This window comes from Halomonas sp. KO116, assembly GCF_000734975.2.
GTDB classification, from domain to species: domain Bacteria; phylum Pseudomonadota; class Gammaproteobacteria; order Pseudomonadales; family Halomonadaceae; genus Vreelandella; species Vreelandella glaciei.
Genome location: NZ_CP011052.1, coordinates 51,881 through 76,419 on the forward strand (window position 1 = coordinate 51,881; position 24,539 = coordinate 76,419).

General features: G+C 52.4%; 28 protein-coding genes. 23 read left to right on the forward strand and 5 right to left on the reverse strand.

The window, feature by feature from the left end:
• Nucleotides 1–23 precede the first annotated feature (23 nt).
• Nucleotides 24–494, forward strand: a complete 471-nt coding sequence (locus KO116_RS00255) for a tRNA (cytidine(34)-2'-O)-methyltransferase (RefSeq protein ID WP_035556278.1) — start codon at nucleotides 24–26, stop codon at nucleotides 492–494.
• Here KO116_RS00255 and pyrE read toward each other — a convergent pair whose 3' ends face one another.
• Entirely contained in the window at nucleotides 495–1,160 is a 666-nt protein-coding gene (pyrE, locus tag KO116_RS00260) for an orotate phosphoribosyltransferase (protein WP_035556276.1), read from the reverse strand.
• A 141-nt stretch (nucleotides 1,161–1,301) separates the two neighbouring features.
• Here pyrE and KO116_RS00265 point away from each other — a divergent pair, with 141 nt between their 5' ends.
• A complete protein-coding gene (locus KO116_RS00265) occupies nucleotides 1,302–2,069 on the forward strand; it encodes an exodeoxyribonuclease III (protein WP_009286323.1) in 768 nt (255 codons plus the stop codon).
• Between the two features lie 146 nt (nucleotides 2,070–2,215).
• Here KO116_RS00265 and KO116_RS00270 read toward each other — a convergent pair whose 3' ends face one another.
• Both KO116_RS00270 and KO116_RS00275 read right to left on the reverse strand, forming a co-directional pair.
• Nucleotides 2,216–2,965 (reverse strand): transporter substrate-binding domain-containing protein, encoded by a 750-nt coding sequence (locus KO116_RS00270; RefSeq protein WP_035556274.1) that lies wholly within the window; start codon nucleotides 2,963–2,965, stop codon nucleotides 2,216–2,218.
• A 67-nt stretch (nucleotides 2,966–3,032) separates the two neighbouring features.
• Entirely contained in the window at nucleotides 3,033–4,145 is a 1,113-nt protein-coding gene (locus KO116_RS00275) for an NAD(P)/FAD-dependent oxidoreductase (protein WP_035556272.1), read from the reverse strand.
• 97 nt (nucleotides 4,146–4,242) lie between these two features.
• Here KO116_RS00275 and KO116_RS00280 point away from each other — a divergent pair, with 97 nt between their 5' ends.
• The 12 genes from KO116_RS00280 to KO116_RS00330 all read left to right on the forward strand — a co-directional run bounded on the left by KO116_RS00280 (nucleotide 4,243) and on the right by KO116_RS00330 (nucleotide 14,458).
• Entirely contained in the window at nucleotides 4,243–5,175 is a 933-nt protein-coding gene (locus tag KO116_RS00280) for a LysR family transcriptional regulator (RefSeq protein ID WP_082072520.1), read from the forward strand.
• The gene (locus KO116_RS24410) at nucleotides 5,172–6,080 is read left to right on the forward strand and encodes a LysR substrate-binding domain-containing protein (protein WP_035556267.1); all 909 of its coding nucleotides are present in this window, start codon (nucleotides 5,172–5,174) and stop codon (nucleotides 6,078–6,080) included. The genes KO116_RS00280 and KO116_RS24410 overlap by 4 nt, the downstream gene beginning before the upstream one ends.
• Nucleotides 6,081–6,127: 47 nt before the next feature.
• Nucleotides 6,128–6,268, forward strand: coding sequence for a hypothetical protein (locus tag KO116_RS25275; protein WP_155705954.1), 141 nt, complete (start codon nucleotides 6,128–6,130; stop codon nucleotides 6,266–6,268).
• Nucleotides 6,265–7,299 (forward strand): ABC transporter substrate-binding protein, encoded by a 1,035-nt coding sequence (locus tag KO116_RS00290; RefSeq protein WP_045812021.1) that lies wholly within the window; start codon nucleotides 6,265–6,267, stop codon nucleotides 7,297–7,299. The genes KO116_RS25275 and KO116_RS00290 overlap by 4 nt, the downstream gene beginning before the upstream one ends.
• A gap of 94 nt (nucleotides 7,300–7,393) precedes the next feature.
• Nucleotides 7,394–8,458 carry an ABC transporter ATP-binding protein gene (locus KO116_RS00295; RefSeq protein ID WP_035556265.1) on the forward strand — a complete coding sequence of 355 codons (1,065 nt, stop codon included), beginning with the start codon at nucleotides 7,394–7,396 and terminating at the stop codon, nucleotides 8,456–8,458.
• The gene (locus KO116_RS00300; protein ID WP_082072521.1) at nucleotides 8,451–9,353 is read left to right on the forward strand and encodes an ABC transporter permease; all 903 of its coding nucleotides are present in this window, start codon (nucleotides 8,451–8,453) and stop codon (nucleotides 9,351–9,353) included. The genes KO116_RS00295 and KO116_RS00300 overlap by 8 nt, the downstream gene beginning before the upstream one ends.
• A gap of 11 nt (nucleotides 9,354–9,364) precedes the next feature.
• On the forward strand, nucleotides 9,365–10,159 hold the full coding sequence (locus tag KO116_RS00305) for an ABC transporter permease (protein WP_035556263.1): 795 nt from the start codon (nucleotides 9,365–9,367) through the stop codon (nucleotides 10,157–10,159).
• A 10-nt stretch (nucleotides 10,160–10,169) separates the two neighbouring features.
• Nucleotides 10,170–11,288 carry an NAD(P)/FAD-dependent oxidoreductase gene (locus KO116_RS00310; protein ID WP_035556261.1) on the forward strand — a complete coding sequence of 373 codons (1,119 nt, stop codon included), beginning with the start codon at nucleotides 10,170–10,172 and terminating at the stop codon, nucleotides 11,286–11,288.
• On the forward strand, nucleotides 11,263–11,568 hold the full coding sequence (locus tag KO116_RS00315; RefSeq protein WP_035556259.1) for a (2Fe-2S)-binding protein: 306 nt from the start codon (nucleotides 11,263–11,265) through the stop codon (nucleotides 11,566–11,568). The genes KO116_RS00310 and KO116_RS00315 overlap by 26 nt, the downstream gene beginning before the upstream one ends.
• Entirely contained in the window at nucleotides 11,565–12,953 is a 1,389-nt protein-coding gene (locus KO116_RS00320) for an NAD(P)/FAD-dependent oxidoreductase (RefSeq protein ID WP_035556256.1), read from the forward strand. Before KO116_RS00315 ends, KO116_RS00320 begins: the two co-directional genes overlap by 4 nt.
• Nucleotides 12,953–14,071, forward strand: coding sequence for an NAD(P)/FAD-dependent oxidoreductase (locus KO116_RS00325; RefSeq protein ID WP_035556254.1), 1,119 nt, complete (start codon nucleotides 12,953–12,955; stop codon nucleotides 14,069–14,071). The genes KO116_RS00320 and KO116_RS00325 overlap by 1 nt, the downstream gene beginning before the upstream one ends.
• A gap of 42 nt (nucleotides 14,072–14,113) precedes the next feature.
• Nucleotides 14,114–14,458 carry a RidA family protein gene (locus KO116_RS00330; protein ID WP_035556252.1) on the forward strand — a complete coding sequence of 115 codons (345 nt, stop codon included), beginning with the start codon at nucleotides 14,114–14,116 and terminating at the stop codon, nucleotides 14,456–14,458.
• A gap of 58 nt (nucleotides 14,459–14,516) precedes the next feature.
• Here the strand turns inward: KO116_RS00330 and rph are convergent, their stop codons facing one another.
• The gene (gene rph, locus KO116_RS00335; protein WP_179916306.1) at nucleotides 14,517–15,239 is read right to left on the reverse strand and encodes a ribonuclease PH; all 723 of its coding nucleotides are present in this window, start codon (nucleotides 15,237–15,239) and stop codon (nucleotides 14,517–14,519) included.
• 159 nt (nucleotides 15,240–15,398) lie between these two features.
• Between rph and KO116_RS00340 the strand changes: the two genes are divergently transcribed.
• The 4 genes from KO116_RS00340 to KO116_RS25585 all read left to right on the forward strand — a co-directional run bounded on the left by KO116_RS00340 (nucleotide 15,399) and on the right by KO116_RS25585 (nucleotide 17,656).
• Nucleotides 15,399–16,277 carry a YicC/YloC family endoribonuclease gene (locus tag KO116_RS00340; protein ID WP_035556248.1) on the forward strand — a complete coding sequence of 293 codons (879 nt, stop codon included), beginning with the start codon at nucleotides 15,399–15,401 and terminating at the stop codon, nucleotides 16,275–16,277.
• 236 nt (nucleotides 16,278–16,513) lie between these two features.
• Nucleotides 16,514–16,702, forward strand: coding sequence for an Arm DNA-binding domain-containing protein (locus KO116_RS25575; protein WP_235272456.1), 189 nt, complete (start codon nucleotides 16,514–16,516; stop codon nucleotides 16,700–16,702).
• The gene (locus KO116_RS25580; protein WP_235272458.1) at nucleotides 16,662–17,351 is read left to right on the forward strand and encodes a tyrosine-type recombinase/integrase; all 690 of its coding nucleotides are present in this window, start codon (nucleotides 16,662–16,664) and stop codon (nucleotides 17,349–17,351) included. The genes KO116_RS25575 and KO116_RS25580 overlap by 41 nt, the downstream gene beginning before the upstream one ends.
• Nucleotides 17,352–17,431: 80 nt before the next feature.
• Nucleotides 17,432–17,656 carry a hypothetical protein gene (locus KO116_RS25585; protein WP_235272460.1) on the forward strand — a complete coding sequence of 75 codons (225 nt, stop codon included), beginning with the start codon at nucleotides 17,432–17,434 and terminating at the stop codon, nucleotides 17,654–17,656.
• A gap of 161 nt (nucleotides 17,657–17,817) precedes the next feature.
• On the opposite strand, the gene KO116_RS00350 is transcribed toward KO116_RS25585, so the two are convergent.
• Nucleotides 17,818–18,480: an IclR family transcriptional regulator gene (locus KO116_RS00350; protein ID WP_035556247.1), complete on the reverse strand. Its 663-nt coding sequence runs from the start codon at nucleotides 18,478–18,480 to the stop codon at nucleotides 17,818–17,820.
• A gap of 118 nt (nucleotides 18,481–18,598) precedes the next feature.
• On the opposite strand from KO116_RS00350, the gene KO116_RS00355 reads away from it, so the two are divergent.
• Genes KO116_RS00355 through KO116_RS00375 form a run of 5 tightly spaced genes read left to right on the forward strand, consistent with a single transcriptional unit; the run spans nucleotide 18,599 to nucleotide 24,537 of the window.
• Nucleotides 18,599–19,774, forward strand: coding sequence for a CaiB/BaiF CoA transferase family protein (locus KO116_RS00355; RefSeq protein WP_045812022.1), 1,176 nt, complete (start codon nucleotides 18,599–18,601; stop codon nucleotides 19,772–19,774).
• Nucleotides 19,771–20,616, forward strand: a complete 846-nt coding sequence (locus KO116_RS00360) for a citryl-CoA lyase (RefSeq protein ID WP_035556245.1) — start codon at nucleotides 19,771–19,773, stop codon at nucleotides 20,614–20,616. The genes KO116_RS00355 and KO116_RS00360 overlap by 4 nt, the downstream gene beginning before the upstream one ends.
• Before the next feature lie 46 nt (nucleotides 20,617–20,662).
• On the forward strand, nucleotides 20,663–21,667 hold the full coding sequence (locus tag KO116_RS00365; protein WP_035556243.1) for a TAXI family TRAP transporter solute-binding subunit: 1,005 nt from the start codon (nucleotides 20,663–20,665) through the stop codon (nucleotides 21,665–21,667).
• A gap of 27 nt (nucleotides 21,668–21,694) precedes the next feature.
• Nucleotides 21,695–23,599, forward strand: a complete 1,905-nt coding sequence (locus KO116_RS00370; RefSeq protein ID WP_052703689.1) for a TRAP transporter permease — start codon at nucleotides 21,695–21,697, stop codon at nucleotides 23,597–23,599.
• Nucleotides 23,596–24,537 carry an SMP-30/gluconolactonase/LRE family protein gene (locus KO116_RS00375; protein ID WP_035556241.1) on the forward strand — a complete coding sequence of 314 codons (942 nt, stop codon included), beginning with the start codon at nucleotides 23,596–23,598 and terminating at the stop codon, nucleotides 24,535–24,537. The genes KO116_RS00370 and KO116_RS00375 overlap by 4 nt, the downstream gene beginning before the upstream one ends.
• Nucleotides 24,538–24,539: the final 2 nt, after the last annotated feature.

A 24,539-nucleotide genomic window follows, 5' to 3' on the forward strand; every position in this document is an offset into this window, starting at 1 on the left:
GCATAATAAATAGGCAGGTGGAGATGTTTGAAGTAGCGCTGTTTGAACCGCGTATGGCGCCCAATACGGGCAATATCATGCGCTTGGTGGCCAACAATGGCTGCCGGTTACACCTGATTGAGCCGCTTGGCTTTGACCTGGAAGAGAAAAAGCTGCGCCGCGCCGGGCTGGATTACCGTGATCTCGACAATGTCACTCGCCATGCGGATTTTAACGCCTTTCAGCAGGCGATGCAGGGGCGGCGCATCTGGGCGATCACCACCAAAGGCACGCGCACCTACAGCGATGCCGACTTTGCCCCGGGCGATGTGCTGCTATTTGGTTCTGAAACCGCTGGGCTCTCGCCCCAGGTACACGAAGCGCTAACCGCTGAGCATAAACTGCGCCTGCCTATGCAGCCCAACAACCGTAGCCTGAACCTTTCCAACGCCGTGGCTATTGTGAGCTACGAAGCGTGGCGCCAGCAAGGTTTCACTGGCGCGCTACCGGTTTAATCAGCGCGTAATCCCATAGCGGTCACGATAAGCCCTGATCGCTTCGGCGTAGGCGAGCATTTCGCCACCGGCGTGCTCTTCAAGGTAAGTAAGCACTTGCTCAAGGGTGACGATGCTGATCACCGGCATACCGTATTGAGCCTGTACTTCCTGAATCGCGCTCTGCTCGCCTTGGCCGCGCTCCTGCCGATCAAGGGCAATGATCACCCCGCCAGCGTGGGCACCGCTCTGATCAATCAACGTCATCACTTCGCGAATCGCGGTGCCCGCGGTAATCACGTCATCAATAATTAAAATATCGCCGGAAAGCGGTGCGCCAACGATATTGCCACCTTCACCGTGGGTTTTAGCCTCTTTGCGGTTGAAGGCGTAGGGCATATCAATATCATGATGGTCGGCCAGGGCTGCCGCGGTGACCGCTGCCAGCGGAATGCCCTTGTACGCTGGGCCAAACAACACATCGGCATTGATGCCGCTATCGACAATCGCTTGAGCGTAAAAACGCCCCAGCTTGGCCAACGCGCGCCCGGTTTGAAATAGCCCAGCGTTGAAAAAGTAAGGACTGACACGGCCAGATTTAAGCGTAAACTCGCCAAACTTAAGCACGCCTTGCTCAATGGCAAAGGCAATGAAATCGCGCTGGTAGGGTTGTAGAGTGGTAGCCACGGCGTTCCTCACTAGGCGGTAGGTTTAAATCGGCACGAAAGCAACAATAAAAGTAGGGTAAATGGCAAGTTTTAGTCGCTGCCTTTACCCAAACGTCTAAACGTCGGGTATCATACAGCAGCGACGCAAAAGGGACGATTTATGAAAATTGCCAGCATCAATGTCAATGGTATTCGTGATGCCGTCGATCGTGGCTTCCTGGACTGGCTGGCTCAGCAGGATGTCGACGTAGTCTGCGTGCAGAACATCAAGGCAAAAAGTTTTGAACTGGGTGACCACATTCTGTATCCGGAAGGCTATGAAGGCTACTTCCTGGATGCCGAAGAGGATGGTTTCTCCGGTGTGGCACTCTATTGCCGTAAAATTCCCAAGGCGATTATGTATGGCCTTGGGTTTCCTCAGTGCGATCATGAAGGACGTTTTCTGCAGGCGGATTATGAACGCTTCAGTATTGTCTCTTTCCTGATGCCTGATGGAAGTGACCAAAAAGCCAAACAGGCGTTTATGGAGCAGTACCAAGAGTACCTGACGAAGATGTCGCGCAAACGCCGCGAATACATCCTCTGCGGCACTTGGCATATTGCCCATAAAACCGTTGATTTGGCTAACTGGTCTGATAACCAGCTCACGTCGGGTTTTCGCCCGGAAGAGCGCGCCTGGATGGATCAGGTGCTTGGCCCCACCGGGTTTATCGACACCTTCCGCGAAATTAACCGCGATGCAGGCGAGTACACCTGGTGGCCGAAGCTTGACCAAGACGTGCCCCGTGAACGCCAGGAAGGCTGGCGGATCGACTACCAGTTAGTCGGCCCCAACTTCCGTCGCCACGTGGTCGACGCGTGGATTGATTACGATGCGACCTTCTCCGAGTTCGCACCGCTAATTGTTGAGTACGACCTAGCGCTCTAAGCGCTAGGCAACGAACTTTTCCCGCGTCGCCTCTCGTTCTTAGCAACAGCTCGTTCTTAGAAACAGTCAGTGGTAATAAGCAACAAGCCGACCCTTGAGTCGGCTTGTTGTGTTGTGCTTAGGAAAGAAGACAAATAACCATTAGGTTACTGATCTTTAAAGTAATCGTTATAAATGTTGTCAAATGTTCCGTCTTCTTTAATTTCTTTCATCGCCTTATCAAAAGATTCTATTAGCGCTTCATCTCGTGGGCGAAAAGCAGCACCGATACCGGGGCCATAAATTGACTCAGGGCCGGTAATTAAGCCCCCTGTTTGTATAAAACGCTCGTCCTGGAGCATCGTTTCTTGAGCAAGAGAATAGGCGGTGAAAACCAGATCAAGGCGCTCAGCATGCATGTCGGTAACTACAGAGCCTGAATCACCATATCGATGAATATCCGCATCAGGATAGTAGGTAGTAACATATTCATCTTGAATAGTGGCCTGCTGCACGCCGATTGCTACATCTGCCAAGTCACCTTCTAGATCGTACTCATTATTTATGTTTTTAACCCAAACGGATGGTACTTGGTAGTAGGGAGCCGAGAAGCTAACTTGCCGCGAACGCTCTTCAGTGATGTTCATTGCTGACGCTATAAGGTCGTATTTACGCGCCATTAACCCAGGAATAATTCCATCCCAACCTTGTTCTACCCATTCGCACTCGCGCTGCATGCGTTCACAAGCAGCATTGACTAATTCAACTTCAAACCCTGTGATGGTGCCATCAGGCTCTTTATATTGATAAGGTGCATAGGGCACATCGACCCCAATACGTAGTGGTTTACTATCGGCCTGGGCTATACCGCCGATTAATACTGTCGTGAAAAGTAAGCAGCAGGTAACTTGACGCATTTCGCATTCCTCTTGGTTTTATCAATGGTTTTTGTGAGGCGTCGTACTCTCGATATAAAGTTTTTTGTTAGTTAATCTTGCTAAAACGGGCACTGGAAAATTCGCTAAATTCATAGCTCAGTCGGTCATGCAGCAAGGCTTGAGCCAGCTCTTCGGCGTGGAAAGCAGCTAAACTAATTCCGCTATGACAATTTATGTTATAGGCACCTGGGTAGACTTTGGACGATTCATAAAGAGGAAACCCATCAGGTGTCATTACTCTTAACGCACCCCAGGCACGCACTATTTTGGCGTTATTCAGGTGCGGATAAATACGCACCCCTCGAGCAGCTAATTGCGCCATGATGCTGGTAGTCACATCCCGATTTAGACCTGCATGCTCATGGGTGTCACCGATCAAGTAGCTACCGTTATCGGTTTGCCTTATCTGTGGTGTAGGAAGTTGCGATATTAGAGGCATTTTTTCCGTTACGAGGATCTGCCCTCGCACTGGGGATACTTCTCCACTCATACCCAGCATAGGGGAGAGGTGTTTCGCTCCTAGGCCTGCAGCTACGATAATACGCTCGGCTGAAAAGGTACCGCCTAGAGTATTGGCTTTGAAGCCCACACTATTTGATTCGAGGCGCTGAACTGAGCAACCTGGATGATAGCTAAGACCCATCTTAAGGTTAGCTGTTAAAAGTGCACGTAGGAGCAATAGCGGATTGCAATGACCATCATGGGGAGACCAAGTGCCTCCGTGAATGCTTTCACCCAAGCCAGGGAGATGGGTTAACAGCGCCTGCCTATCTAAGTATTCCCATTGAAAATAGCGCGCGAGATAGGGTGATGAAGCCTGAAGTTTACGATAACTGTCCACACGTGCCTCAGCTTCCTGAACGTCAAAGCAAATATCAATGCCACCCCGGCGAGAGTACTCAAGTGGTACACCACTGCGCTCGCTAAGCTCACTAACAAAGAAAGGCCATGCATCGCTTGACTGTAGACTCAGCTCTGCATAGCGAGGCATGCCCACCCCTTTTCCTTGTACCCACGTTAGTCCTGCGTTACCTCGTGATGCGCGTAAAACATCATCTCCTTCGTCCAGCATGATAACTTTTTGACCTCTGCGCAGTAGGCCATAGGCAACAGCCATGCCTACTACGCCACCACCAATAATCAAGAAGTCAAATTGCATGCCGCTTGCTCAATCAAGTTTAAAGTAAGCTCGACTATAGGTAGGTATAGGCTATACGATCCAATACCAATAATTATCCACCTTATGTGTAAAAGTTATGACTACTCCCTCTCTTCATCTGCGTGACCGTCAAGTCCTTGCATTTAAGCATGTCATGGAAATTGGCACTGTATCCGGTGCAGCACGACGTATGTTGATCGCCCAACCAGGTGTTACGCGTTTGTTAAAGCAACTGGAGCATGATGTCGGTTTTACGTTATTTGAACGTGTACGAGGGCGCTTGGTGCCGACACCTGAAGCACGCCTATTTCATCGTGAGGTGCAGCGAATGTGGAATGGAATGGAACATCTCCGCGAGACCGCACGGCGTATTAGCGGAAGAGAAGTGGGTGGATTGCGTATTAGTGCTATGCCTTTGTTGGGGATTACTTTTTTACCTGATGTGTTGGCGGCTTTTGCCCCTTATCACCTTGATGCTCGACTTGAACTGGCTACTTTTCGTTCGGAGCAAGTTGTTGAGGATGTGATTACACAGCGGTGTGATATGGGCTTTGCTATTGTTGCTGAAGCCGATGATCGAGTGGATAGCGAGGTATTCAGCCTTGGTAGCCTATGCGCTTTACCTCGTCACCACCCTTTGGCAGGCCATGAAACAATAGAAGTAGATGATTTAGATAACCAGACGCTAATCAGTTTTGAACCTCAGGATCCTTTGCGACTTGATCTTGAAAAACTTATGGAAACTCGCGGCATCAAACCCAAAAATTACTTGGAGGTTTCTCTCGCTCTTCAAGCTGTTCGATTGGTTCGACAAGGCGTTGGAATTGCGATTGTTGATCCAATCAGCGCAAAAGTTTTCGAAGGAGAAGAGCTAATTTTACGTCCCTTCAAGCCCGCACTGAGTGAAAATTTTGCGCTGTTAACAACACGAGACCAGCCAATATCTAAGCTTGCAAAGGATTTTATTATTCTGTTTAGAGAGCATTTTAAACAAGCCTCCGTATTTTCAAATTGGACTGATAACGCATGATTAATCTTAGGCAGATAGAAGCCTTTCGTGCGGTGATGATACATAAAACCGTTACTAGGGCGGCACAGACTCTGCATGTTTCACAACCTGCAGTAAGCCGTTTGATAAATGACTTGGAGTATTACGTAGGGTTTTCATTATTTCAGCGGAGCAAGGGGCGCTTAATTCCAACACCTGAAGCCTTAGCGCTATATGAGGATGTTGATAGAGCATTTGTAGGGCTTGATAAAATTACCGATACTGCTAAAGAAATTAGAGAATTTCGGACGGGTAGACTTTTCTTAAGTTGCATGCCAGCTCTCGCGCTTAGTGCATTACCTCCTATTATTCACTCCTTCACATCACGTCATCCGGGAATAACGGTCTCATTACAAGCACATAGCTCGCAACGAGTATTAGAGTGGGTGGCGACTCAGCAGTGTGATGCAGGTTTAATAGGCATGCATTTGGAGGATCCCTCTGTCACCGTACTTCCTATTGCTAGCGGTGAGTTGTGCTTAGTAATGTTGCCTGAGCATAGATTGGCCCAGCAGGCAGCTATTATTGCAGAAGATTTAGAAGGCGAGCCGTTTGTTTCACTGGGTCAGACACAGGATGTCAGACCTCTTATTGACCATGTTTTCCAGCAAGCCGGTGTTGCGCGGCGTATGCGCATCGAAACTCAATTATCAAGTGTTGCTTGTGAGCTCGTTTTGTCGGGTGCAGGCGTTTCATTAATAGATCCTATTACAGCAGGTAGCTATGCCTCGCGTGGTCTAGTTATACGTCCTTTTTCACCCAAAATACCTTTTCATTACAGTGCCGTTCTTCCTGCATTTCGACCTCCATCACGTCTAGTTTTGGAATTTCTGGATGAAGTAAAAGTTTATCTGGCTAATCAGCTTGATAATCCCTTTTTTGGCTAACCCATAACATTAGCGAATAAGGTGCCTAACAAAAGGCATTAGTCCTGATGCCTGAAGCAGTGCTAGCTTCATTGAAGGTCGCACTGCCCACGCCTTCTGACCGTTTTCTAGCAATACCAGAAGCGGTGGCGGCCATTGATAACAACAAGCAAAACACCAACATCAATGACAGGACACTGCAAATATGAAAAGACTGAATAAGCAAACGACCGCAATGGCAGGACTGGTATTTCTTGGCATGAATAGCGCTCTTGCTGAACCGCTATACGTAGGCTCCTATGGTGGTTCTACCGAACAAGCTATGCGTGATGAAATCATTCCAGCTTTCCTTGAAGAGCATGAGGCTGAAATCATCTATGTAGCAGGAAACTCAACCGATACCTTAGCTAAGCTGCAAGCCCAGCGTGGAAACCAAGAGCTTGATGTAGTGCTGATGGATGATGGCCCGATGTACCAAGCTATTAATCTGGGCTTCTGCTCACCGATGCAAAATACCGCTATGTTGGACGATGTCTACGACATCGCTCGCTTCCCTGATGACAAGGCTGTTGGGGTTGGTTTAGTCGCTTCGGGTTTTGCATACAATGCCGAAATGTTTGAGCGCAATGGATGGGAGCCACCTTCATCGTGGAATGATCTGGCCGATGAAAAATTTGCCGACAAGCTAGTCGTTCCTTCCATTAGCAATACGTATGGTGTGCATGCCTTGGTGATGGCGGCGCGACTCAACGGTGGGAGTGAAAGCAATATCGATCCTGGCTTCATCTTTATGCAAGAGGAGGCCGCGCCCAATATTCTCTCTTTTGAGCCTTCTGCAGGGAAAATGTCAGAACTTTTCCAAAACGAGGAAATTGCCTTATCAGTTTGGGGTAGCGGACGTTTACGGGCGCTTGCTAATACCGGTTTTCCTGGCGCCTTTGCATATCCTGAAGAAGGCGCCGTTGCTTTGATGGTTGCCGCTTGTGTAATAGAAGGTAGCGAAGAACGCGAGTTAGCCGAAGCATTTGTTGAACATTTGCTGACCCCTGAGTCTCAAGAACTGTTGGCTGATACGCAAGGCTGGGGGCCTGCGCAGCGCAATGCAGAATTATCCGATGATTTAGCGGAAATCCTTCCTTATGGGGAAAAGGTTGACCAGCTAGTGACTGTGGATTGGGATGTTATTAATCCCAATCGTCTTGAGTGGACTAATCGATGGAACCGTCAGGTTGAGCGCTAATCCAGCGCGTAATCTCTTTCTTTATTGATAACACTTAAGACAGCACACCCTTGCCTTCAATATGATAGGTAAGGGTGTGTGGGAGCCCTAACCCATGAGTTTTCTGCATTTAGAATCATTGACTAAGCGTTATGGCAATAACGTAGCTGTGCAAGATATGTCGCTTGATATTGCCCAAGGTGAGTTTGTCTCCCTGCTTGGCCCATCAGGGTGTGGTAAGACAACTACATTGCAAATGATTGCTGGTTTTGTTGAACCTACCCGCGGGCGCATCTGGATGAACGGCGATGACATTACGTCCTGTAAACCCAATCAGCGGGGAATAGGAATTGTGTTTCAAAGCTACGCCCTTTTCCCCCATATGACCGTCGCAGAAAATGTTCGATTTGGTCTGGAAATGCGCAAAGTTCCGATCAGTGAAAGTCGCCAACAAGTACGGGAAGCGTTAGAGCTGGTTCGTCTTGACCATCTGGAAGATCGATATCCTCGCGAACTATCTGGCGGGCAACGCCAACGCGTCGCCTTAGCTCGTGCCCTCGTAATTCGTCCGCCATTGTTGTTACTTGATGAGCCTCTTTCAAATCTTGATGCACAATTAAGAGAAAACATGCAGATTGAGCTGCGGAATATTCAGCAGCAGGTTGGCACTACAACCCTGATGGTTACACATGATCAATCGGAAGCACTTTCACTTAGTGATCGTGTTGTGGTTATGAATGAGGGCAAGGTGGTACAAGTTGATGAGCCATTTTCAGCCTATGAAAATCCTAAAAATAACTTTGTTTCATCTTTTGTTGGAAAGACCAATTTATTTGCTTGCCACATAGATCAGCAAGTCGGTAGCCAAGCTCAGGTCAAACTAGGTGATTATCAGCTTGAAATCTCTGTGCCTAACGATATGCAAGGTGATCAGGTTCAACTATCAATCCGCCCAGAAAAATTAGAGCTAACACAACAAGGTGCTGGCCAACTAAACGGACGTGTTCGTACACGGCTATTTCTAGGGAATCACTGGTTATACCAAGTGGATAGTAGTGTCGGCGAGCTATTAATTACTCAACCTAATTTAGGCGTGCAGGGGGCCGCAGTTGGCGATGATGTAGGAATTAGCTGGCAGGAAGGAGCTGTACGTATTCTGGGGGATCAAGCGCATGACTGAGCTCACCTCTAGCCTATCTCCTTCTGTGTCGCGTACTCGCTCAATTAACCCGGTGCCGTGGTTACTGAGTGCGCCAGGAGCTATTTTTTTTCTTGCCCTATTGGGCATGCCACTAATAATGACGCTGATACTTAGTTTTAATAGCTTTGATTATTCGATTGGTATTGTTTCTTCATTTGGCCTTGAAAACTATTATGAAGTTCTTCGAGATAGTTACTTCCACGAAATATTTCTGCGTACCTATGGTATTAGTATAGCAGTAGTAATTCTCTGTATTCTTATCGGCGTACCAGAAGCTTATATCCTCTCAAGAATGCGTAATCCATGGCGTTCGTTATTTCTAGTCGTTACTTTGGCACCATTATTAATCTCAGTAGTAGTGCGAACACTTGGTTGGGTATTGCTGATTGGGGGTAATGGCTTACTGGGTAAATTTTTGGAAGGTATTGGTATTGCTGAGTCTAGTGCAGGTAACTTGATGTACACCCACACCGGCGTAATTCTTGCGCTGGTACATGTTTTAGTTCCATTGATGGTGATCTCGGTTTGGGCCGCTCTTCAGAAGCTTGATCCTGCGGTAGAACATGCTGGTTTGTCGTTAGGTGCTAGTCACGGGACTGTTTTTCGACGCGTAGTCATTCCTCAAATATTGCCCGGTATCCTCTCCGGCAGCTTGATTGTATTTGCCTTGTCAGCCAGTGCTTTTGCCACTCCGGCCATTATTGGTGGGCGCCGTCTAAAGGTAGCGGCTACTGCTGCTTACGATGAGTATCTCAACACTATGAATTGGCCTATGGGGGCTGCAATAGCCATTGTGCTGCTGGTGGCCAATGTTGTCGTGGTGATGAGTTATAACCGCATGATGGAGCGACGTTTTCGTCGCACCCTGGGCTAGGAGACTCCCGAATGCTACATAACAGTAAACTCGCCCTTACGTTTCACTCGTTATTTGTTGTTTTTCTACTTGCACCCTTAGTAGTGGTAATGCTGGTAGCTTTTACACCGAATGGCTATATCTCTTACCCGACGAATGGATTCTCTCTTCGCTGGTTCGCGGCAATATTTGAACACCATGCTTTTATCCGTGCTTTCTGGAATAGTCTTTATCTTGGCGTTGCTGCTGCCAGTATTTCGGCCCTGTTGGCGGTGCCGGCAGCACTAGCTATTGTCCGATATAGTTTCCGTGGTCGTGATGCATTAGTGGGTTTATTTTTATCTCCATTAATGATCCCTCATGTTGTACTTGGGGTAGCATTTCTTAGTTTCTTCTCCCAAATAGGCATTTACGGTAGCTTTTGGGCGCTCATTGCAGCTCATGTGATTATCGTTATGCCCTATACCATGCGTTTGGTGATGGCATCTGTATTTGGCATGGATCGTAGTGCGGAAAAGGCTGCTTTATCACTAGGCGCTTCCCAGTGGACGATGTTTCGGCGCATCACCATGCCGATGATTCTCCCAGGAGTCGCCGGTGGCTGGATCTTAGCGTTTACTACCAGCTTTGATGAGTTGTCGATGACCATTTTCGTGGCCTCTCCCAGCACAACAACGCTGCCTGTTCAGATGTACAACCATATTGCTCATACCGTGGACCCATTAATTGCCTCTGTTTCTACGGTGTTAATCGTTCTGACGGTGCTATTTATGGTGCTGCTCGACCGGCTCTATGGAATTGACAAAGTTCTTATCGGTAAAGGTTAAGGAGCCAACTATGCAGCAGTGTGATTTCGCCGTCATTGGTGGGGGGTTAGTAGGTAGTGCAATTGCTTATGGACTGGCCAGCCAAGGTCACCAAGTTAGCGTGCTAGATGAAGGTGATGTGGCCTATCGTGCATCGCGAGGTAATTTTGGATTGGTTTGGGTTCAAGGAAAAGGGCAAGAAATACCGCGTTATTCCCAATGGAGTATGTGTTCTGCATCCAAGTGGTCGGCACTGTCTCAAGAGCTCTTTGAATTGACTGGGGTCGCAACTCAGCACCACAACCCGGGGGGAGTTCATCTTTGCTATAGCGAAGCGGAATTGGCGAGTCGCGAAGTAGATCTTGATGCACTGTCTCAAGCAACGGATCGCCAGTTTTCGTTCAAAATGCTGAACCATAGCCAGTTACGTGACTTGATTCCTGAAATTGGCGAAAGCGTAACGGGCGCTTCATGGTCAAGCTGGGATGGGCACGCTAATCCTCTTTATCTGCTTCGAGCGCTACATGCTGGCATTCGTTGCCATGGAGGCCGCTTCCTTGCTGTTGGCAAGGTAAAGGGGATTCGGCGTAATGGGGAGAGTTATGTGATTGAGAGCAATCATCAAACCATTACGGCGGGCCGTGTCATTTTAGCTGCAGGGCTTGGCAACCGAGAACTAGCTCCGCAGGTAGGGCTAGATGCGCCGTTAAACCCTAATCGGGGTGAAATCCTGGTTACTGAGCGAATGCGACCACTGCTTAACTTACCAACGACCTATCTACGTCAGACCGGAGAGGGCTCAATTCTGATGGGCGACTCTCATGAAGACGTCGGTTTCAATGATGGTACTGAAACCCCCGTGCTTGCTCAAATTGCTAAGCGCGCCGTAAGAGCGCTACCGGCACTTGCAAATACTCGAGTGGTTCGCAGTTGGGGGGCCTTAAGAGTTATGACACCTGATGGCTACCCGCTTTATCAAGCATCTGAAAGTCATCCCGGGGCTTTTATCGCTTGTTGCCATAGCGGTGTGACCTTAGCCGCAGCTCATGCAAAGTGTTTGGCGCCCTGGTTTGCGGGCGCTGAAGCACCTTCTGAAATTACCCCTTTTACTGCGGAGAGATTCCATGTTCAAACGTCTATCCCCGCCTGAAGCCACTAACGAAGCGGTAGTAACTTTCCGCTTTGATGAGCAGACCGTGACGGCTCGCCCTGGCGATACTGTCGCTGCGGCATTACTCACTTCGGGTATTAGTATCTGCCGGAGTACGCCGGTCAGTAATGCCCCTCGTGCCCCTTACTGCATGATGGGTGTGTGCTTTGAATGTTTGGTGGAAGTTGATGGCAATCCCAATGTTCAGGCTTGCCAAGTGGAGGTTCGCGATGGGATGCATGTCCATACACAGCAGGGTGCCAGGAGATTAATTTCATGATTACGCATGACCTAGTCATTCTCGGTACAGGCCCAGCAGGTATGGCCGCAGCAACTACTGCCCTCGAACATGGCATTACGCCGGTGGTAATAGATGAGCAGCCTGCCGCGGGCGGTCAAATTTATCGTGCATTGGAACGTACCCCTGTGCGTGATCGGCGGATTCTTGGCGAGGATTACTGGTCTGGCGAGTCTCTAATCAAGGGGCTTAAAGACCCTCAAATTGACTATCGTCCTGCAACCACCGTGTGGCAATTGACCCGACAGCGCGAAATTGGGCTATTGCATGATGACAAGGCAGAAATGATTTGTGCGCGACATATTATCCTTGCCACAGGAGCTATGGAGCGGCCTATGCCAATACCTGGTTGGACATTGCCAGGGGTCATGACAGCAGGAAGTGGTCAAATATTGCTCAAGAGTGCCGGGGCCGTGCCTCAGGCACCAGTCGTACTAGCCGGCTGTGGCCCCTTATTATTGCTGCTGGCCACTCAGTATCTTCGCGCAGGTGTCGAGATAGCGGCCATTCTTGATACTACGCCACGGGATCGCTATCGCGCCGCTCTTAAGCACGTTCCCGGTGCGTTACGTAATGCCAGCACCCTATTAAAGGGGGTGGGACTATTACGTGAACTACGTCGTGCAGGTGTTCGCCACATTAAAGGCGTAAGCGCTCTGCGCGCCGAAGGTGGTGGTCAGTTGGAGCGCGTTTTATGGAAGCAACAGGGCGATGATAATTGGCAGACACTTGAAACGCCTACCTTGCTGCTTCATCAAGGCGTTATCCCCAATACCCAAATCACTCGGGCGGTGGATTGCCATCATGCGTGGGATGAGCAGCAATTAGCTTGGAGACCACGTCTGGATGAGTGGCTGGGCACCGATATTCCAGGTATTGCCGTAGCGGGTGATGGCGGCGGTATCGTAGGAGCCAAGGGCGCGGCCATGCAAGGTCAATTAGCGGGGCTGGGGGCTGCCCTGGCGCTAGGTAAATTAACCTTGGAGAACAGTACTCAACGCGCCCAACCAATTCGTAAAGCACTAGCGCGTGAAACCGCGATTAGGCCTTTTCTCGATGTATTGTATGGACCTGCAAAACAATGGCGTTTACCCGATGACGATACGCTAGCCTGCCGATGCGAAGAGGTAACCGGCGGAGAAATCCGGCGTATGGCCGAAATGGGCTGCCGAGGGCCTAATCAAACCAAGTCATTCACTCGCTGTGGCATGGGGCCGTGTCAAGGCCGTATGTGCGGTATTACCGTGAGCGAACTGTTGGCAGACGCCAATCAGCAGAGTGTTGAAGAAACCGGCTATTACAGGCTGCGACCACCTTTCAAACCGATCACCCTCGGACAGCTTGCAAAGGCAGCGGAGGAAGGCTGATGTCTCGTCGTGTAGTGGTTGTGGGCGCGGGATTTCATGGTTGTAGTGCTGCGTTGCGATTAAGCAATCAAGGGTATGAGGTCACTGTCATTGATAAGGCCTATGCCGGTCGCCATGCCTCGGGCGTCAATGCCGGTGGTGTACGTCGGCTCGGCAGGCACCCGGCAGAGATACCGTTAGCGATAGCTGCTTGGGAGCGCTGGCAGAACATGGCGAATATTGTCGGTGACGATTGTGGGTTTCGTCCTGTTGGGCAAATCAAGGTGGCTGAAAACGATAATGATATGGTCATCCTCAACGAACGTGAGCACCAATTGCAAAACCTGGGGTACCACCATGAAAAGCTTATCAACCGTGATGAGCTACGCAAGCGGCTACCAGCGTTGGCTGGCCATTGTCCAGGAGGGCTTACGTGTGATGGCGATGGCTTTGCCAATCCTTATCGCACTGTTACTGCCTGGCGTCGCGAAGCTGAACGCCAGGGCGCCTGCTTCCGTGAAGGTATTGAGATAACGGGTATAGAGCCTAAGGGAAATGGCTGGCGTCTGAGTGGAGGCGAAGAGCATTTTGATGCCGATTTGCTTGTCAATTGTGCTGGCGCTTGGGCAGGAGAGCTTTGTAAATGGCTTGGAGAGCCGGTTCCCATCACTGCTGAGGCTCCCATGTTAATGATCACTGAGCGACTATCGCCATTTTTAGGGACAGTAGTGGGCGCCACGTCACGGCCATTATCTTTTAAGCAGTTTGAGAACGGTACGGTTTTGATTGGAGGAGGGGTGCGCGGTGTTGTGGATACTGTTCGCCATGTGGCCGAAACCCGCTTGGATGGGTTGGCGGAGAATGCCGATACCGTCGTCAGCCTGTTTCCGTTCATGAAAGAGGCACGCATCATGCGAACCTGGGCAGGCGTCGAAGCAGTGATGCAGGATCACATTCCTGTAATAGGTCTCAGCAGTCAACACGACAATGTTATTCACGCTTTTGGGTTCTCAGCTCACGGCTATCAGTTAGGCCCCATTACTGGAGAAATAGTCGCCGACCTTGCCATGGAGCGAGAGCCCAAGCTCCCCATCACTCCTTTTTCTATTCAAAGGTTTCAAACACCTTGTCCTGAATAGGACGAGTTAACGTACGCCAATTAAGGCAAACTGGAGATTATTATGATTAAACGACATATCCAAACACCTATTATGCACCGCGCTGTAGAAGCGAATGGCTTTGTTTTCTTCGGTGGAATTATTGCCGATGATCTTACGCTTGATATGGCAGGCCAAACACGTCAAGTGCTTGATAAACTGGAAAACTATCTAGCCGAAGCAGGTACAGATAATAAGCGAATCGTTACCGCAACTGCCTATGTCTCTGACTTGAATCTCAAGAAAGGTATGAACGATGTGTGGACTCAATGGTTTGATGCTGACCATTTGCCAGCCCGAGCTACGTTAGGTGTTGCTGACCTTGGAGAGAACGTCCTTTTAGAGTTAGTAGTGACTGCGGTTAAGTAATGGCATAACACTATTGCTGGCGATCTTTTCCGTCAGCAATAGTGCTTGATTGCTCTATCTACCCACGAATACCCAGCGCTTCGCGCTGATGGTCGCGAAGCGCATCGCCTGCCTTCTCGGCCAAATCGAGCATGGCGTTTAGCTCTGCACGGGTGAATGCACCCGCCTCGGCAGTGCCCTGCACTTCGATCAGCTCGCCGCTTTCGGTCATCACCACGTTCAGGTCAGTATCGGCTTTGCTGTCTTCCGGGTAGTCCAGATCCAGCACCGGCACGCCTTTATAGATGCCCACGGAAATGGCGCTCACCAACTGCTTGAAAGGGTCGGCTTTGATCTTTTTCTCGCGCTGCAGGTAACGGATCGCATCGATCAGCGCCACGCAGCCCCCGGTAATTGCTGCGGTACGGGTACCGCCATCCGCCTGAATGACATCGCAATCCACGGTAATGGTGAACTCACCCAGCTTCTTCAAGTTCACGGCTGCGCGCAGGCTGCGGCCAATCAAACGCTGAATTTCCAGGGTGCGGCCGCCTTGCTTGCCGCGAGTCGCTTCACGGCCACTACGGGTGTGGGTCGCGCGGGGCAGCATGCCGTACTCAGCGGTAACCCAACCCTGATTCTTACCGCGCAGCCAGCGCGGTACACCGGCTTCTACGCTGGCATTACACAGCACTTTAGTGTCGCCAAACTCCACCAGCACAGAGCCTTCCGCATGACGGGTGTAATCGCGGGTCAGGCGAATATCGCGGAGCTGGTCGGCTTCGCGACCGCTGGGACGCACAACATCAGGACGCTTAGCGCTGCTCACAAATAGTACCTCTCAATAAACGCGTAACTAGTAAAAGCCCTCCATTGTACACGTCTGGGAGTGCGCTGATTGGCCTATCGGGTAGACTGTTGGCAATGCTTTATACACCGTTGTTCTCTATTAGGATGAAACATGGCCACTTCCAGCCGCGTACACAGCATGACCGCTTTCGCACGCACCGAGCAGGCAGCTCCTTTCGGCACCCTGCAGGTGGAAATTCGCTCGGTGAATCAGCGTTACTTAGAGCCCCATTTCCGCCTGCCCGAAAGCCTGCGTGATTTAGAGCCGGTACTGCGCGAAGCGCTGCGCACCCGTTTAGCCCGTGGCAAAGTCGAGTGCAGTGTCCGGTTTGAGAGCGCCGAAACCGCTCAAGCCCCCGCCGTTAACAGCGCCCGCTTAGCCGCCATTGCTGATGCGCTAACCGCCATACAGCAGCAGGTACCCAGCGCCGTGCCGCCCACTACACTTGCGCTCCTCAACCAGCCTGGTGTGATGGAAACCCAGCACCTTGACCAAGAGGCCATCAAACTCGCCGCCAAAACCCTGTTCGACCAAGCGCTGGATGAACTGATCGACGCCCGCGCCCGTGAAGGCGAAAAGCTTGCCGAGATGATCACCACCCGCTTGGCGGCAGTAAGCGAGCAGGTCGCTACCGTGCGCAGCCTGCTGCCGCAGATTCTGGAGCGCCAACGCGCCCAACTGCTGGAACGCCTGGAAGTCGCTAAAACCGAACTCGACCCGCAGCGCCTGGAAGCCGAACTGGTGCTGGTAGCGCAAAAAGCCGATGTGGATGAAGAGTTAGACCGCCTAACTGCGCATATCGAAGAAGTGAGCCACCAGCTCGCTCAGAAAGGCCCCAAAGGCCGCCGCTTGGATTTCCTGATGCAGGAACTCAACCGCGAAGCCAATACGCTCTCATCAAAATCGGTGGTGGCAGAGACGACCCGCTGCGCAGTGGAGTTAAAGGTGTTGATTGAGCAGATGCGGGAGCAGATTCAAAATATTGAGTAATGTCTATGGCGGTCTGTAATATTCCATAAATTAATGTTTTTGAATGATTTATTCTTAATGGTTGTCTACGCTGGTCTACCAAAATCCAGCTTAAACCACCGTAAAGTGGGTAGTGAAATGTCATTCTAACCACCAGTGAGGCAGTATTTCTTGAAAATACTACCCATTTTTGGCGCAAGTAATTGAAATTACTTTGGAACGTGGCAAAAATATTGAAGCTTTAGCGGAGGGGGAAAATGGGAAGCTTTACTGCCAAGAAAGTACAGTCATTGATCAGAGAAGCCAATCCAGGGCGCTATGGTGATGGCAACGGCTTGTACTTGATGATTCCTAAGGCAGGAGCTGCCTACTGGATGTGCCGCTATACCTTCGCGGGTAAACGCCGTGGTATGCCGCTGGGTAAGTACTCCCAGTTCTCTGGCTGAAGCCCGTGAACAAGTTGTCGAGACCCAGAAGGCTATCCGTAGCGGTATCGATCCCCTTGCAGAGCGCAGGCGTGATGAGCAAAAAACGATCAACACGGTGCAGAACCTATTCGACGATTGGTACCAAGATTTAGAAAAGCGCCTCAAGCATCCCAATATCCCGAAACGCGTATTTAAAAGAGATATTGCTTCCACCATCGGTTCGCTAACGCTGGATAGCGTTACGCCAATGGATGTACGTGCCATCGTCAGAAGAGTGACCAGCAGCGGTCGGCCCACCATTGCAAATGATGCCTTAGTGTACTTAAAGCAACTTTTTAATCACGGTATCAAGCTGGGGCTGCTTACCTATAACCCTGCCTCAGCTTTCAACGTTAACGATGCGGGTGGGGTTGGGAAAAGCCGTGATAGGTCATTAAGTCCTGATGAGCTCAGTGAAGCCTTTACAGTGTTCAGAGAGAACCGTACTAGCTTCACCCGTGATAACTCTATCGCTTGTGCGCTTCTGATCGTTTTAGGAGTGCGTAAAACAGAGCTTACTCAGGCCAAGTGGTCAGAGTTCGACTTAAGCGATGCTAAATGGGATTTACCGGGCGAGCGCAGCAAGTCGGGGGTTGGGATTATGATTCCTTTACCTCCAAAACTATAGCGTGGCTAGAGGAACTGCAGGTACGTGCTTGTGGTTCGCCGTATGTGTTTCCCAGCCGCCGCAGTAGCAAGCAGCCTCATATGGGCAAGGACACACTGAATCGAGCCATTGCTAAGCTATTTGGTAAGGAACCGGTTAAGAAGCATCAGCCTGAGAATAGAATGGGTGATCTCTCAGAGCTTACGGTGCATGACCTTCGGCGTACCTGCCGCAGCTTGTTAGCTGCTGCAGGTGTACCGGGACATGTTGCTGAGCGCTGTCTAAATCACAAGCTCAAGGGCGTGGAAGGTATCTATGACCGCTAAGACTATTACGAAGAGCGCAAACAGGCGCTAACTAAGGTGTCAGAACTGATTGCTCCCATCATTAATTTAGATAGGTAAAAATCGCCTCCCGCAGTGATCGCTAAAACCCACTCACGTCTCAGGGCATCAGATTCCCACAAGGCTCTCTCGGATATCGCGGGCTAAAAGGTGACGGGCCCGTGCGGCAGTCGTGCCTCGAGCTCTGCAGCCTTCTCTATCAATGTCTGGCGGTGACGTTCCAGGGACTCGGTGAAACGCTCACGAGGGCCTGACAACGCCAGGGCCCCAAGCAACTCGCCCCCAGGACGGAAAATGCCGATGGCCGCCGCTGCCACTGAAGGTTCTCGCTCGCCCATCGAAACCTGGATCTCGCCCGCCTTGCTAGCGCCGCGCAGGATTCTTCCCGCAGCGCCCCGGTCGAGTGATAGACGCGCCCCCTGCTCCAGGTGATGACGAACCTCATGGCGTCCATTCTCCCGATACAGGCACACCCGCTCATCGCCATCGCGAATATAGAACGAGGCGGTTTCGCCACTAGCATCGCGGACGGCCTCCAGCACCGGACGGACCAAGCCTTCCAGTCGCACACCCTCCCCGGCCAGAGGGGACAGGCGTGCGCAAGCTGGACCAATGCGATAGATCCCACGCTCATCCCTGACGACGAAGCCAAACACTTCAAGGGACGCCATGAGGCGCAGAATGGTGCTCTTGTAAAAGCCTGTGGCCTGGGAAAGTTCCGTCAGAGAAAGCTCGCGGTGATCCTCATTGAAGGCCTCCAATAGAGTAAGCGCTCGCTCCACCGCCTCTACACGTCGTTGGGCCACTGAAGCCTCCTAAATTATACGACTAAAGCACAATGTTGCTATAGGCACTACAAGGTTGCAAGACGACAAATGGATCACTATTCTCTCTAGTGAAACTTGTTCTCTCAAAGGAAACTGCATGTCGGCTCCTCTCAAAGGCTACCGGATTCTCGACCTAACCAATGTCCTGGCGGGTCCGTTCTGCTGTCACCAGCTCGCCCACCTGGGAGCCGAAGTGATTAAGGTGGAACGCCCTGGTGGTGGCGACCTAGCCAGGCAACTGGGCGCTGATGCAGACCTAAACCGTGAACATATGGGGGTCTCCTTCCTGGCTCAGAACGCAGGCAAGGGCTCAGTCACACTTGATCTGAAGAGTGCCGAGGATCAAGACAAGTTCATCGCCCTGGTCAAGGAGGCAGACGTCCTGGTGGAGAACTTCCGCCCCGGTGTCATGGCGCGCCTAGGATTGGACTTCGACTCCCTTAAGCAGGTCAATAAACAGCTGATTTATTGCGCCATATCAGGCTTCGGCCAGGATGGACCGCTCTCCACGTTTCCCGCCTATGACCAGATCATACAGGGTATGTCCGGAGTGATGAGCATCACAGGAGATGCCGAGCATTCACCCTACCGGGTCGGCTATCCGCTGGCCGACACCATCGGTGGACTGACCGCAGCTATGGCGATCAATGCAGCTCTTGCTGAACCTGAGCGCCGCGCTCATTTCATCGATGTGTCTATGCTCGATTCAGTGCTGGCGACAATGGGCTGGGCTGTCTCGAATCTTTTGGTAGCAGGCCATGCCCCGACTCCGCTGGGCAATGACAACGTGACGGCTAGTCCCTCTGGCACCTTTCGGACAGGGGATGGTTTGTTGAATATCGCCGCCAACAAGCAGGAGCAGTTTGAGGCACTCAGTCACCTGCTAAAACATTCAGAGTGGATCACTGATACACGCTTCGCGAATCGTCAGGCAAGACTCGAGCATCGTAAGGAACTGAAAAGTCTGATTGAGACTGCCTTGAGTGAAAACACCACTGAACATTGGTGGCATGCCATGGTAGGCGTCGGGGTGCCTGCAGGTCCTGTTTACAGTGTCGAAGAAGCCCTCAATCATCCCCAGGTACGTGAGAGAGGATTGATTGAGCGCTTTGATGATGCCGGCATTGGTCGTCCCCTCAAGGTCGTCAGTGGGGGCTATCGGATCGATGGTCAGGCTCCGCGAGTGACAACGCCTCCTCCCTTGCTCGGTGCCGATAATGCTCGCTGGTTCGGAACCCAGCCCACAAAACCCCGTCAGGAGTCAGGCGCATGACACAAGAATCTCTAGACACTCAAGCTGCTCAGTGGTGGCGAACCAAAATTATTGATATGAAACCGGGTGAAATTCGCTATCACGGTTACCCCATCGAAGAATTGATCGGTCGTGTCGGCTTCGCTGATATGGTGTGGCTGATGACTCGTGGCGAGCTGCCCTCCCAGGCGCAGTCGGCGCTGCTGGAGGCGGCCCTGATGAGTGCTGTGGATCACGGCCCCCAGGCGCCCAGTATTGCCATAGCACGCATGGCGATGACATGTGGCAGCAGTCTCAACAACGCCATGGCCTCTGCAGTCAATGTCCTTGACGACGTGCACGGCGGCGCAGGCGAGCAGGCAGTGGAACTCTATAACATCATTGATGAACGACTCCAGTGTGGCCTGACGTTGGCTGAGGCCACTCGGGAGGGGCTCTCCGTCTGGCGTGAGCATAAAGGCAAGATAATTCCAGGCTTCGGTCATCGCTTTCATCCTGTCGACCCAAGAGCACCGCGCCTGTTGCAGTTAATCGACGAAGCCGCAGAACGTGGCGAGATTAACGGTCGTTATGCCGCTATCGCCCGGGAGATCGAACGTCAGTTGGCTGAGACCAAAGGCAAACCGATCCCACTTAACATTGATGGTGCCACGGCGGCCATCTACGCCGAACTGGCATTTCCCGCCCCACTCGCGCGTGGCCTGTTCTGCCTGTCCCGATCGGTGGGTATTCTCGCCCATGCGTGGGAACAGAAATGCCAAGGGGGGCGTAACAAAGGACCCATTCCTAAGGGATGGTTGTGGCACTACGACGGCCCTCCTCCCCGTTGCGTCGACGACGCGACTTCCAAAACGTCAAACTAAACCACTGACAAATACAGCACGCAATCCCTGAAACGGAGATAAGGTCATGACTAACAATTCTTTCAAATACCTAGCTGCCTTCACTGCTCTCTCCTCCTGCCTAGCCAGTGCCAGTGTCTTTGCCGAAGATCTGGTCGTCAGCGCAACATCGCAGACCTCCGACGACTACGCACTAGCCGTGGCCTGGTCGAACCAGTTGGCCGACGCCGACGGTGAACTGCGGTTGACCGTGGTGGATAATGGCAGCGTCAAGGGACTCCGCCAACTGGCCGCCTCCCGCGTCGATGTTGCTGTGATCGGGGCGCCTCACTATCTCGATGCCATCGAGGGAAAGGGCAATTTCAGTGAGGATCCCGAGCGTTATACCGAGGCTTACAAGGGGTTCAAGAGCCTGTTCGCCATTAGCACCAGTGCTGGCCAATACGTGGTGCGCAAGGACGCCGACATTGATAGCTTCGATGACTTGGCCGGCCACAGCATTGCCATCGGCCGTCCAGGCGGCAATGCCGGACGTGTCTCAAGCGCCTTCCTCGAAGCCTATGGTCTGACCCCGGGGGAGGATGTCGACACCCAGTTCATCGACTACAGCGATGCCTTCAATCAAATGGCCAATAACCGTCTCGACGGCACCTTCGTGTGGGGTGGTCTGCCCCAGGCGGCGATCGACAATGCTTCACGCAGTATGGAGTTGGCCTTCATTTCACCGGAAGAAGACAAGATGGAGGCTTTCCGTGAACACATCACGGCTGGCGAGCACTATCAACTGAAAACGGTTACCGCCGAGGATATCGAGGATGCCTATCAAGGGCGTGCTACCGCCGAGGGGGACATACACTTCTGGAGCTTCCCTTATATGTTCGTGGTCGATGCCGAGATGGACGACGCTACCGCCTATGATCTGACTAAATCCCTCTGGGCCAATCTGGATGAGATCAAGAAGACCAGCAGCGCCTTGAATCTGCTGCGCCTGGACGAGGCCGCTTCCGGCCTGACCGCCGAGTTGCATCCCGGTGCAGCGCGCTACTTCCGCGAGATTGGCCTGATCCAATAATACTGGCCTCTCGGCCAAGAGGTATCCATGTCGGTATCCCACTCCCATACGCCAGGACCCGCGCTGCGGGTTCTAGGCTTGACTGCCTGCGCGGCGTTGACGGCCTTCATCGTCTGGACGACCGTTGGTGTGCGCTACCCCGGTCAGATCATGTACGGCATCAGTCTCATGCTTGGTCTGATTGCAACCTTCGCCCTTAAGCCCGGTCCACTCTTCTCGCGTTTACCCGTTGCCGACCAGGCCTTGTCGTGGCTCCTGATCGGCCTGACGCTGGTCAGCAGCGGCTACTACCTGATCGAGTACCAAGACATTGCCGCCTTCCGCGAGGGACTGCCTAATCACCAAGACATGCTGTGCTACGCCGTTGGCACATTGCTAGTCCTTGAGGGGGCTCGCCGGGTCGAGGGCTGGACCCTGGTCGCTATCACTGGTGGCGCGATTCTGTACTTGCTCTACGGCCATTGGCTGCCAGGTGTCCTGGGACATAGAGAGTTTTGGCTCGACGAGGTTCTGGAGGTCAGCTACAGCTATCAGGGCATCTACGGTATAGCCCTGGCGGCGGTGGTCGATGTGGTACTGATGTTCGTAGTTCTCGGTGCCACGCTTCGGCATACCGGGGCAGGGGACTTCTTCAACTTCTTGGCCCTTCGCTTGGCAAAGGGCAAGCGCTCTGGTGCAGCTCAGGCGGCCATCATCGGTTCGGCCATGTTCGGCTCTATCAATGGTTCGGCCCCAGCGAATGTCATGTCGACTGGCGTGTTGACCATTCCAATGATGAAGCGCGCCGGTTACCAAAGTCGTTTTGCCGGCGCCGTCGAGGCTGTGGCCTCCTGCTCGGGCCAACTAATGCCTCCCATTATGGGGGTAGGCGCCTTTATCATGGCCGAGATCACAGGCATTCCCTATCCAAGTATAGTGTTGGCGGCGGTGATTCCCGCCTTCCTGTATCTATTGGCCCTGTCCGGTGCGGTCGCTTTCGAAGCCGGCCGGCTGAACCTGACCCCCGAGCAAGAGGGGGACGAACCCTTCGATGCTCGGCGAGGTGCGCAAGGCTTGGTGCTGATGGCCGGTTTCACGACGCTTATAGGCCTTCTGCTGGCTGGCTACTCACCCACCTGGTGCGGCATGAGCGCCGCCGCTGTGGTGCTCGTCGTCGCTATGTTGCTACCCGGCACACGCCTCAGTCTGAGCGGACTGCGCGATGTTGTGGTCGATGGTGGTAAAGATGGCCTCGCGGTTCTGGTTTCCTGTGCCGCCATCGGCATCGTCATCGGCGCCGTCAGCGTGACCGGCCTAGGTGTCACCCTCAACCAGGCCATCGTCAGCCTCGGCCAGGACAACTTGGTGCTAGCCCTGATTCTCGCAGCCTGCTGCTCGATCCTTCTCGGTATGGGGCTTCCTACAGCGGCCTCTTATCTGATGGTCATCTTCGTCGCTGGCCCCGCGATCCTGGATCTCGGTGTCGGTCTGCTCCAGGCGCATCTCTTCGTGTTCTACTACGCCGTGCTCTCGGCCATCACACCGCCGGTGGCGCTGGCGGTATTTGCCGCCGCGGCCATAACAGGGGATCGCTCAATCAGTATCGCTCTGAGCGCCCTGCGCCTATCGGTAGTTGCCTTCCTATTGCCCTTCGCCTGGGTCTTTCACCCTGAAATCAATCTTGAGACATTGTCAGGTGGCGACCTTCCCATCCTTGTACTCACCGTTGCAATGATGGCATTGGCCACCCTGGCGATCAGTGCCGCCAACGTTGGCTTCTTTAAGCGCTCGCTCAAGGGATGGGAGCGCTTTGTACTGGCGGTAGCCGGCATTGCGGCATTAACACAGGGGCTGGTGATCTCCTTGGCCGCCACGTTGATCATGGTACTCATCGCCGTCAAGGTACGACACTCGGTGGCTATTGTGAAAACCAACTCGGAGATATCGTCATGAGCCTGTACGCTCCCCCCGAAACTCGCTATTGCGAAGTCTTCAGTCAGGTACCGGAAGAACTGAAACTCTCCGATACGCCTTCCGCCTGGATCGACGCCAACAAGCCGGGGCAGCAGGTGCCGAGCTTCCTGGAAGGACCAGTGTTCGATGACCAGGGACAACTTTACCTCACTGACATCCCCCATGGTCGCATCTTCTGCGTCTCCCCCGAGGGCAACTGGCGGGTCATCGCTCAGTATGATGGCTGGCCGAATGGCATGGCCTTCGGCCCGGATGGCCGATTGTGGATTGCCGACTACCGTCATGGCATCCTGACGCTTTCGCCAGAGGGCGGCACGCCGGAGCCCATCCTCACCCATTGCGGCAGCGAGAGCTTCAAGGGCGTCAATGATTTGTTCTTCGACCGACGCGGCTTGCTGTACTTCACCGATCAGGGACAGACTGGCCTGCAGGATCCCAGCGGGAGGGTCTACCGCTTCGATCCCAATACGGGCCATATTGATCGACTACTGAGCAACGGGATCAGCCCCAACGGGCTGGTCTGCGACCTGGAAGAAAAAGCGTTGTTTGTGGCCATGACTCGTGGCAACGGCGTTTGGCGACTCCCGCTGCGCGAAGACGGACCCCCCGGCAAGGTGGGAATGTTCGTCTCACTCGCTGGTGGTGTGTCCGGCGCTGACGGTCTGGCGATTGACGAAGCAGGCAACCTCTTTGTATGTGATGCTGGCAACGGCTGTGTATGGGTGTTTGATCCTCATGGTGTGCCGTTATGGCGGCTGCGTTCTCCTACCCAGGGGAAAACGCTCACCAATCTAGCTTTCGGTGGCGCTGACCGACGCATCTTGTATATGACGGAGTCCGCTACTGGCTCTGTGTTGAAAATACGAATGGAAACTCCGGGAAAGGCCTGCACATATCCTCTATCCAAACCCAGATAGCT

Excerpts from the sequence above, each read along its gene's own strand:
- KO116_RS00255 (WP_035556278.1), top strand. The coding sequence starts at position 24 with ATGTTTGAAGTAGCGCTGTTTGAACCGCGTATGGCGCCCAATACGGGC.
- KO116_RS00265 (WP_009286323.1), top strand. The coding sequence starts at position 1,302 with ATGAAAATTGCCAGCATCAATGTCAATGGTATTCGTGATGCCGTCGAT.
- KO116_RS00270 (WP_035556274.1), bottom strand. The coding sequence starts at position 2,965 with ATGCGTCAAGTTACCTGCTGCTTACTTTTCACGACAGTATTAATCGGC.
- KO116_RS00275 (WP_035556272.1), bottom strand. The coding sequence starts at position 4,145 with ATGCAATTTGACTTCTTGATTATTGGTGGTGGCGTAGTAGGCATGGCT.
- KO116_RS00280 (WP_082072520.1), top strand. The coding sequence starts at position 4,243 with ATGACTACTCCCTCTCTTCATCTGCGTGACCGTCAAGTCCTTGCATTT.
- KO116_RS24410 (WP_035556267.1), top strand. The coding sequence starts at position 5,172 with ATGATTAATCTTAGGCAGATAGAAGCCTTTCGTGCGGTGATGATACAT.
- KO116_RS25275 (WP_155705954.1), top strand. The coding sequence starts at position 6,128 with ATGCCTGAAGCAGTGCTAGCTTCATTGAAGGTCGCACTGCCCACGCCT.
- KO116_RS00290 (WP_045812021.1), top strand. The coding sequence starts at position 6,265 with ATGAAAAGACTGAATAAGCAAACGACCGCAATGGCAGGACTGGTATTT.
- KO116_RS00295 (WP_035556265.1), top strand. The coding sequence starts at position 7,394 with ATGAGTTTTCTGCATTTAGAATCATTGACTAAGCGTTATGGCAATAAC.
- KO116_RS00300 (WP_082072521.1), top strand. The coding sequence starts at position 8,451 with ATGACTGAGCTCACCTCTAGCCTATCTCCTTCTGTGTCGCGTACTCGC.
- KO116_RS00305 (WP_035556263.1), top strand. The coding sequence starts at position 9,365 with ATGCTACATAACAGTAAACTCGCCCTTACGTTTCACTCGTTATTTGTT.
- KO116_RS00310 (WP_035556261.1), top strand. The coding sequence starts at position 10,170 with ATGCAGCAGTGTGATTTCGCCGTCATTGGTGGGGGGTTAGTAGGTAGT.
- KO116_RS00315 (WP_035556259.1), top strand. The coding sequence starts at position 11,263 with ATGTTCAAACGTCTATCCCCGCCTGAAGCCACTAACGAAGCGGTAGTA.
- KO116_RS00320 (WP_035556256.1), top strand. The coding sequence starts at position 11,565 with ATGATTACGCATGACCTAGTCATTCTCGGTACAGGCCCAGCAGGTATG.
- KO116_RS00325 (WP_035556254.1), top strand. The coding sequence starts at position 12,953 with ATGTCTCGTCGTGTAGTGGTTGTGGGCGCGGGATTTCATGGTTGTAGT.
- KO116_RS00330 (WP_035556252.1), top strand. The coding sequence starts at position 14,114 with ATGATTAAACGACATATCCAAACACCTATTATGCACCGCGCTGTAGAA.
- KO116_RS00340 (WP_035556248.1), top strand. The coding sequence starts at position 15,399 with ATGGCCACTTCCAGCCGCGTACACAGCATGACCGCTTTCGCACGCACC.
- KO116_RS25575 (WP_235272456.1), top strand. The coding sequence starts at position 16,514 with ATGGGAAGCTTTACTGCCAAGAAAGTACAGTCATTGATCAGAGAAGCC.
- KO116_RS25585 (WP_235272460.1), top strand. The coding sequence starts at position 17,432 with ATGGGCAAGGACACACTGAATCGAGCCATTGCTAAGCTATTTGGTAAG.
- KO116_RS00355 (WP_045812022.1), top strand. The coding sequence starts at position 18,599 with ATGTCGGCTCCTCTCAAAGGCTACCGGATTCTCGACCTAACCAATGTC.
- KO116_RS00360 (WP_035556245.1), top strand. The coding sequence starts at position 19,771 with ATGACACAAGAATCTCTAGACACTCAAGCTGCTCAGTGGTGGCGAACC.
- KO116_RS00365 (WP_035556243.1), top strand. The coding sequence starts at position 20,663 with ATGACTAACAATTCTTTCAAATACCTAGCTGCCTTCACTGCTCTCTCC.
- KO116_RS00370 (WP_052703689.1), top strand. The coding sequence starts at position 21,695 with ATGTCGGTATCCCACTCCCATACGCCAGGACCCGCGCTGCGGGTTCTA.
- KO116_RS00375 (WP_035556241.1), top strand. The coding sequence starts at position 23,596 with ATGAGCCTGTACGCTCCCCCCGAAACTCGCTATTGCGAAGTCTTCAGT.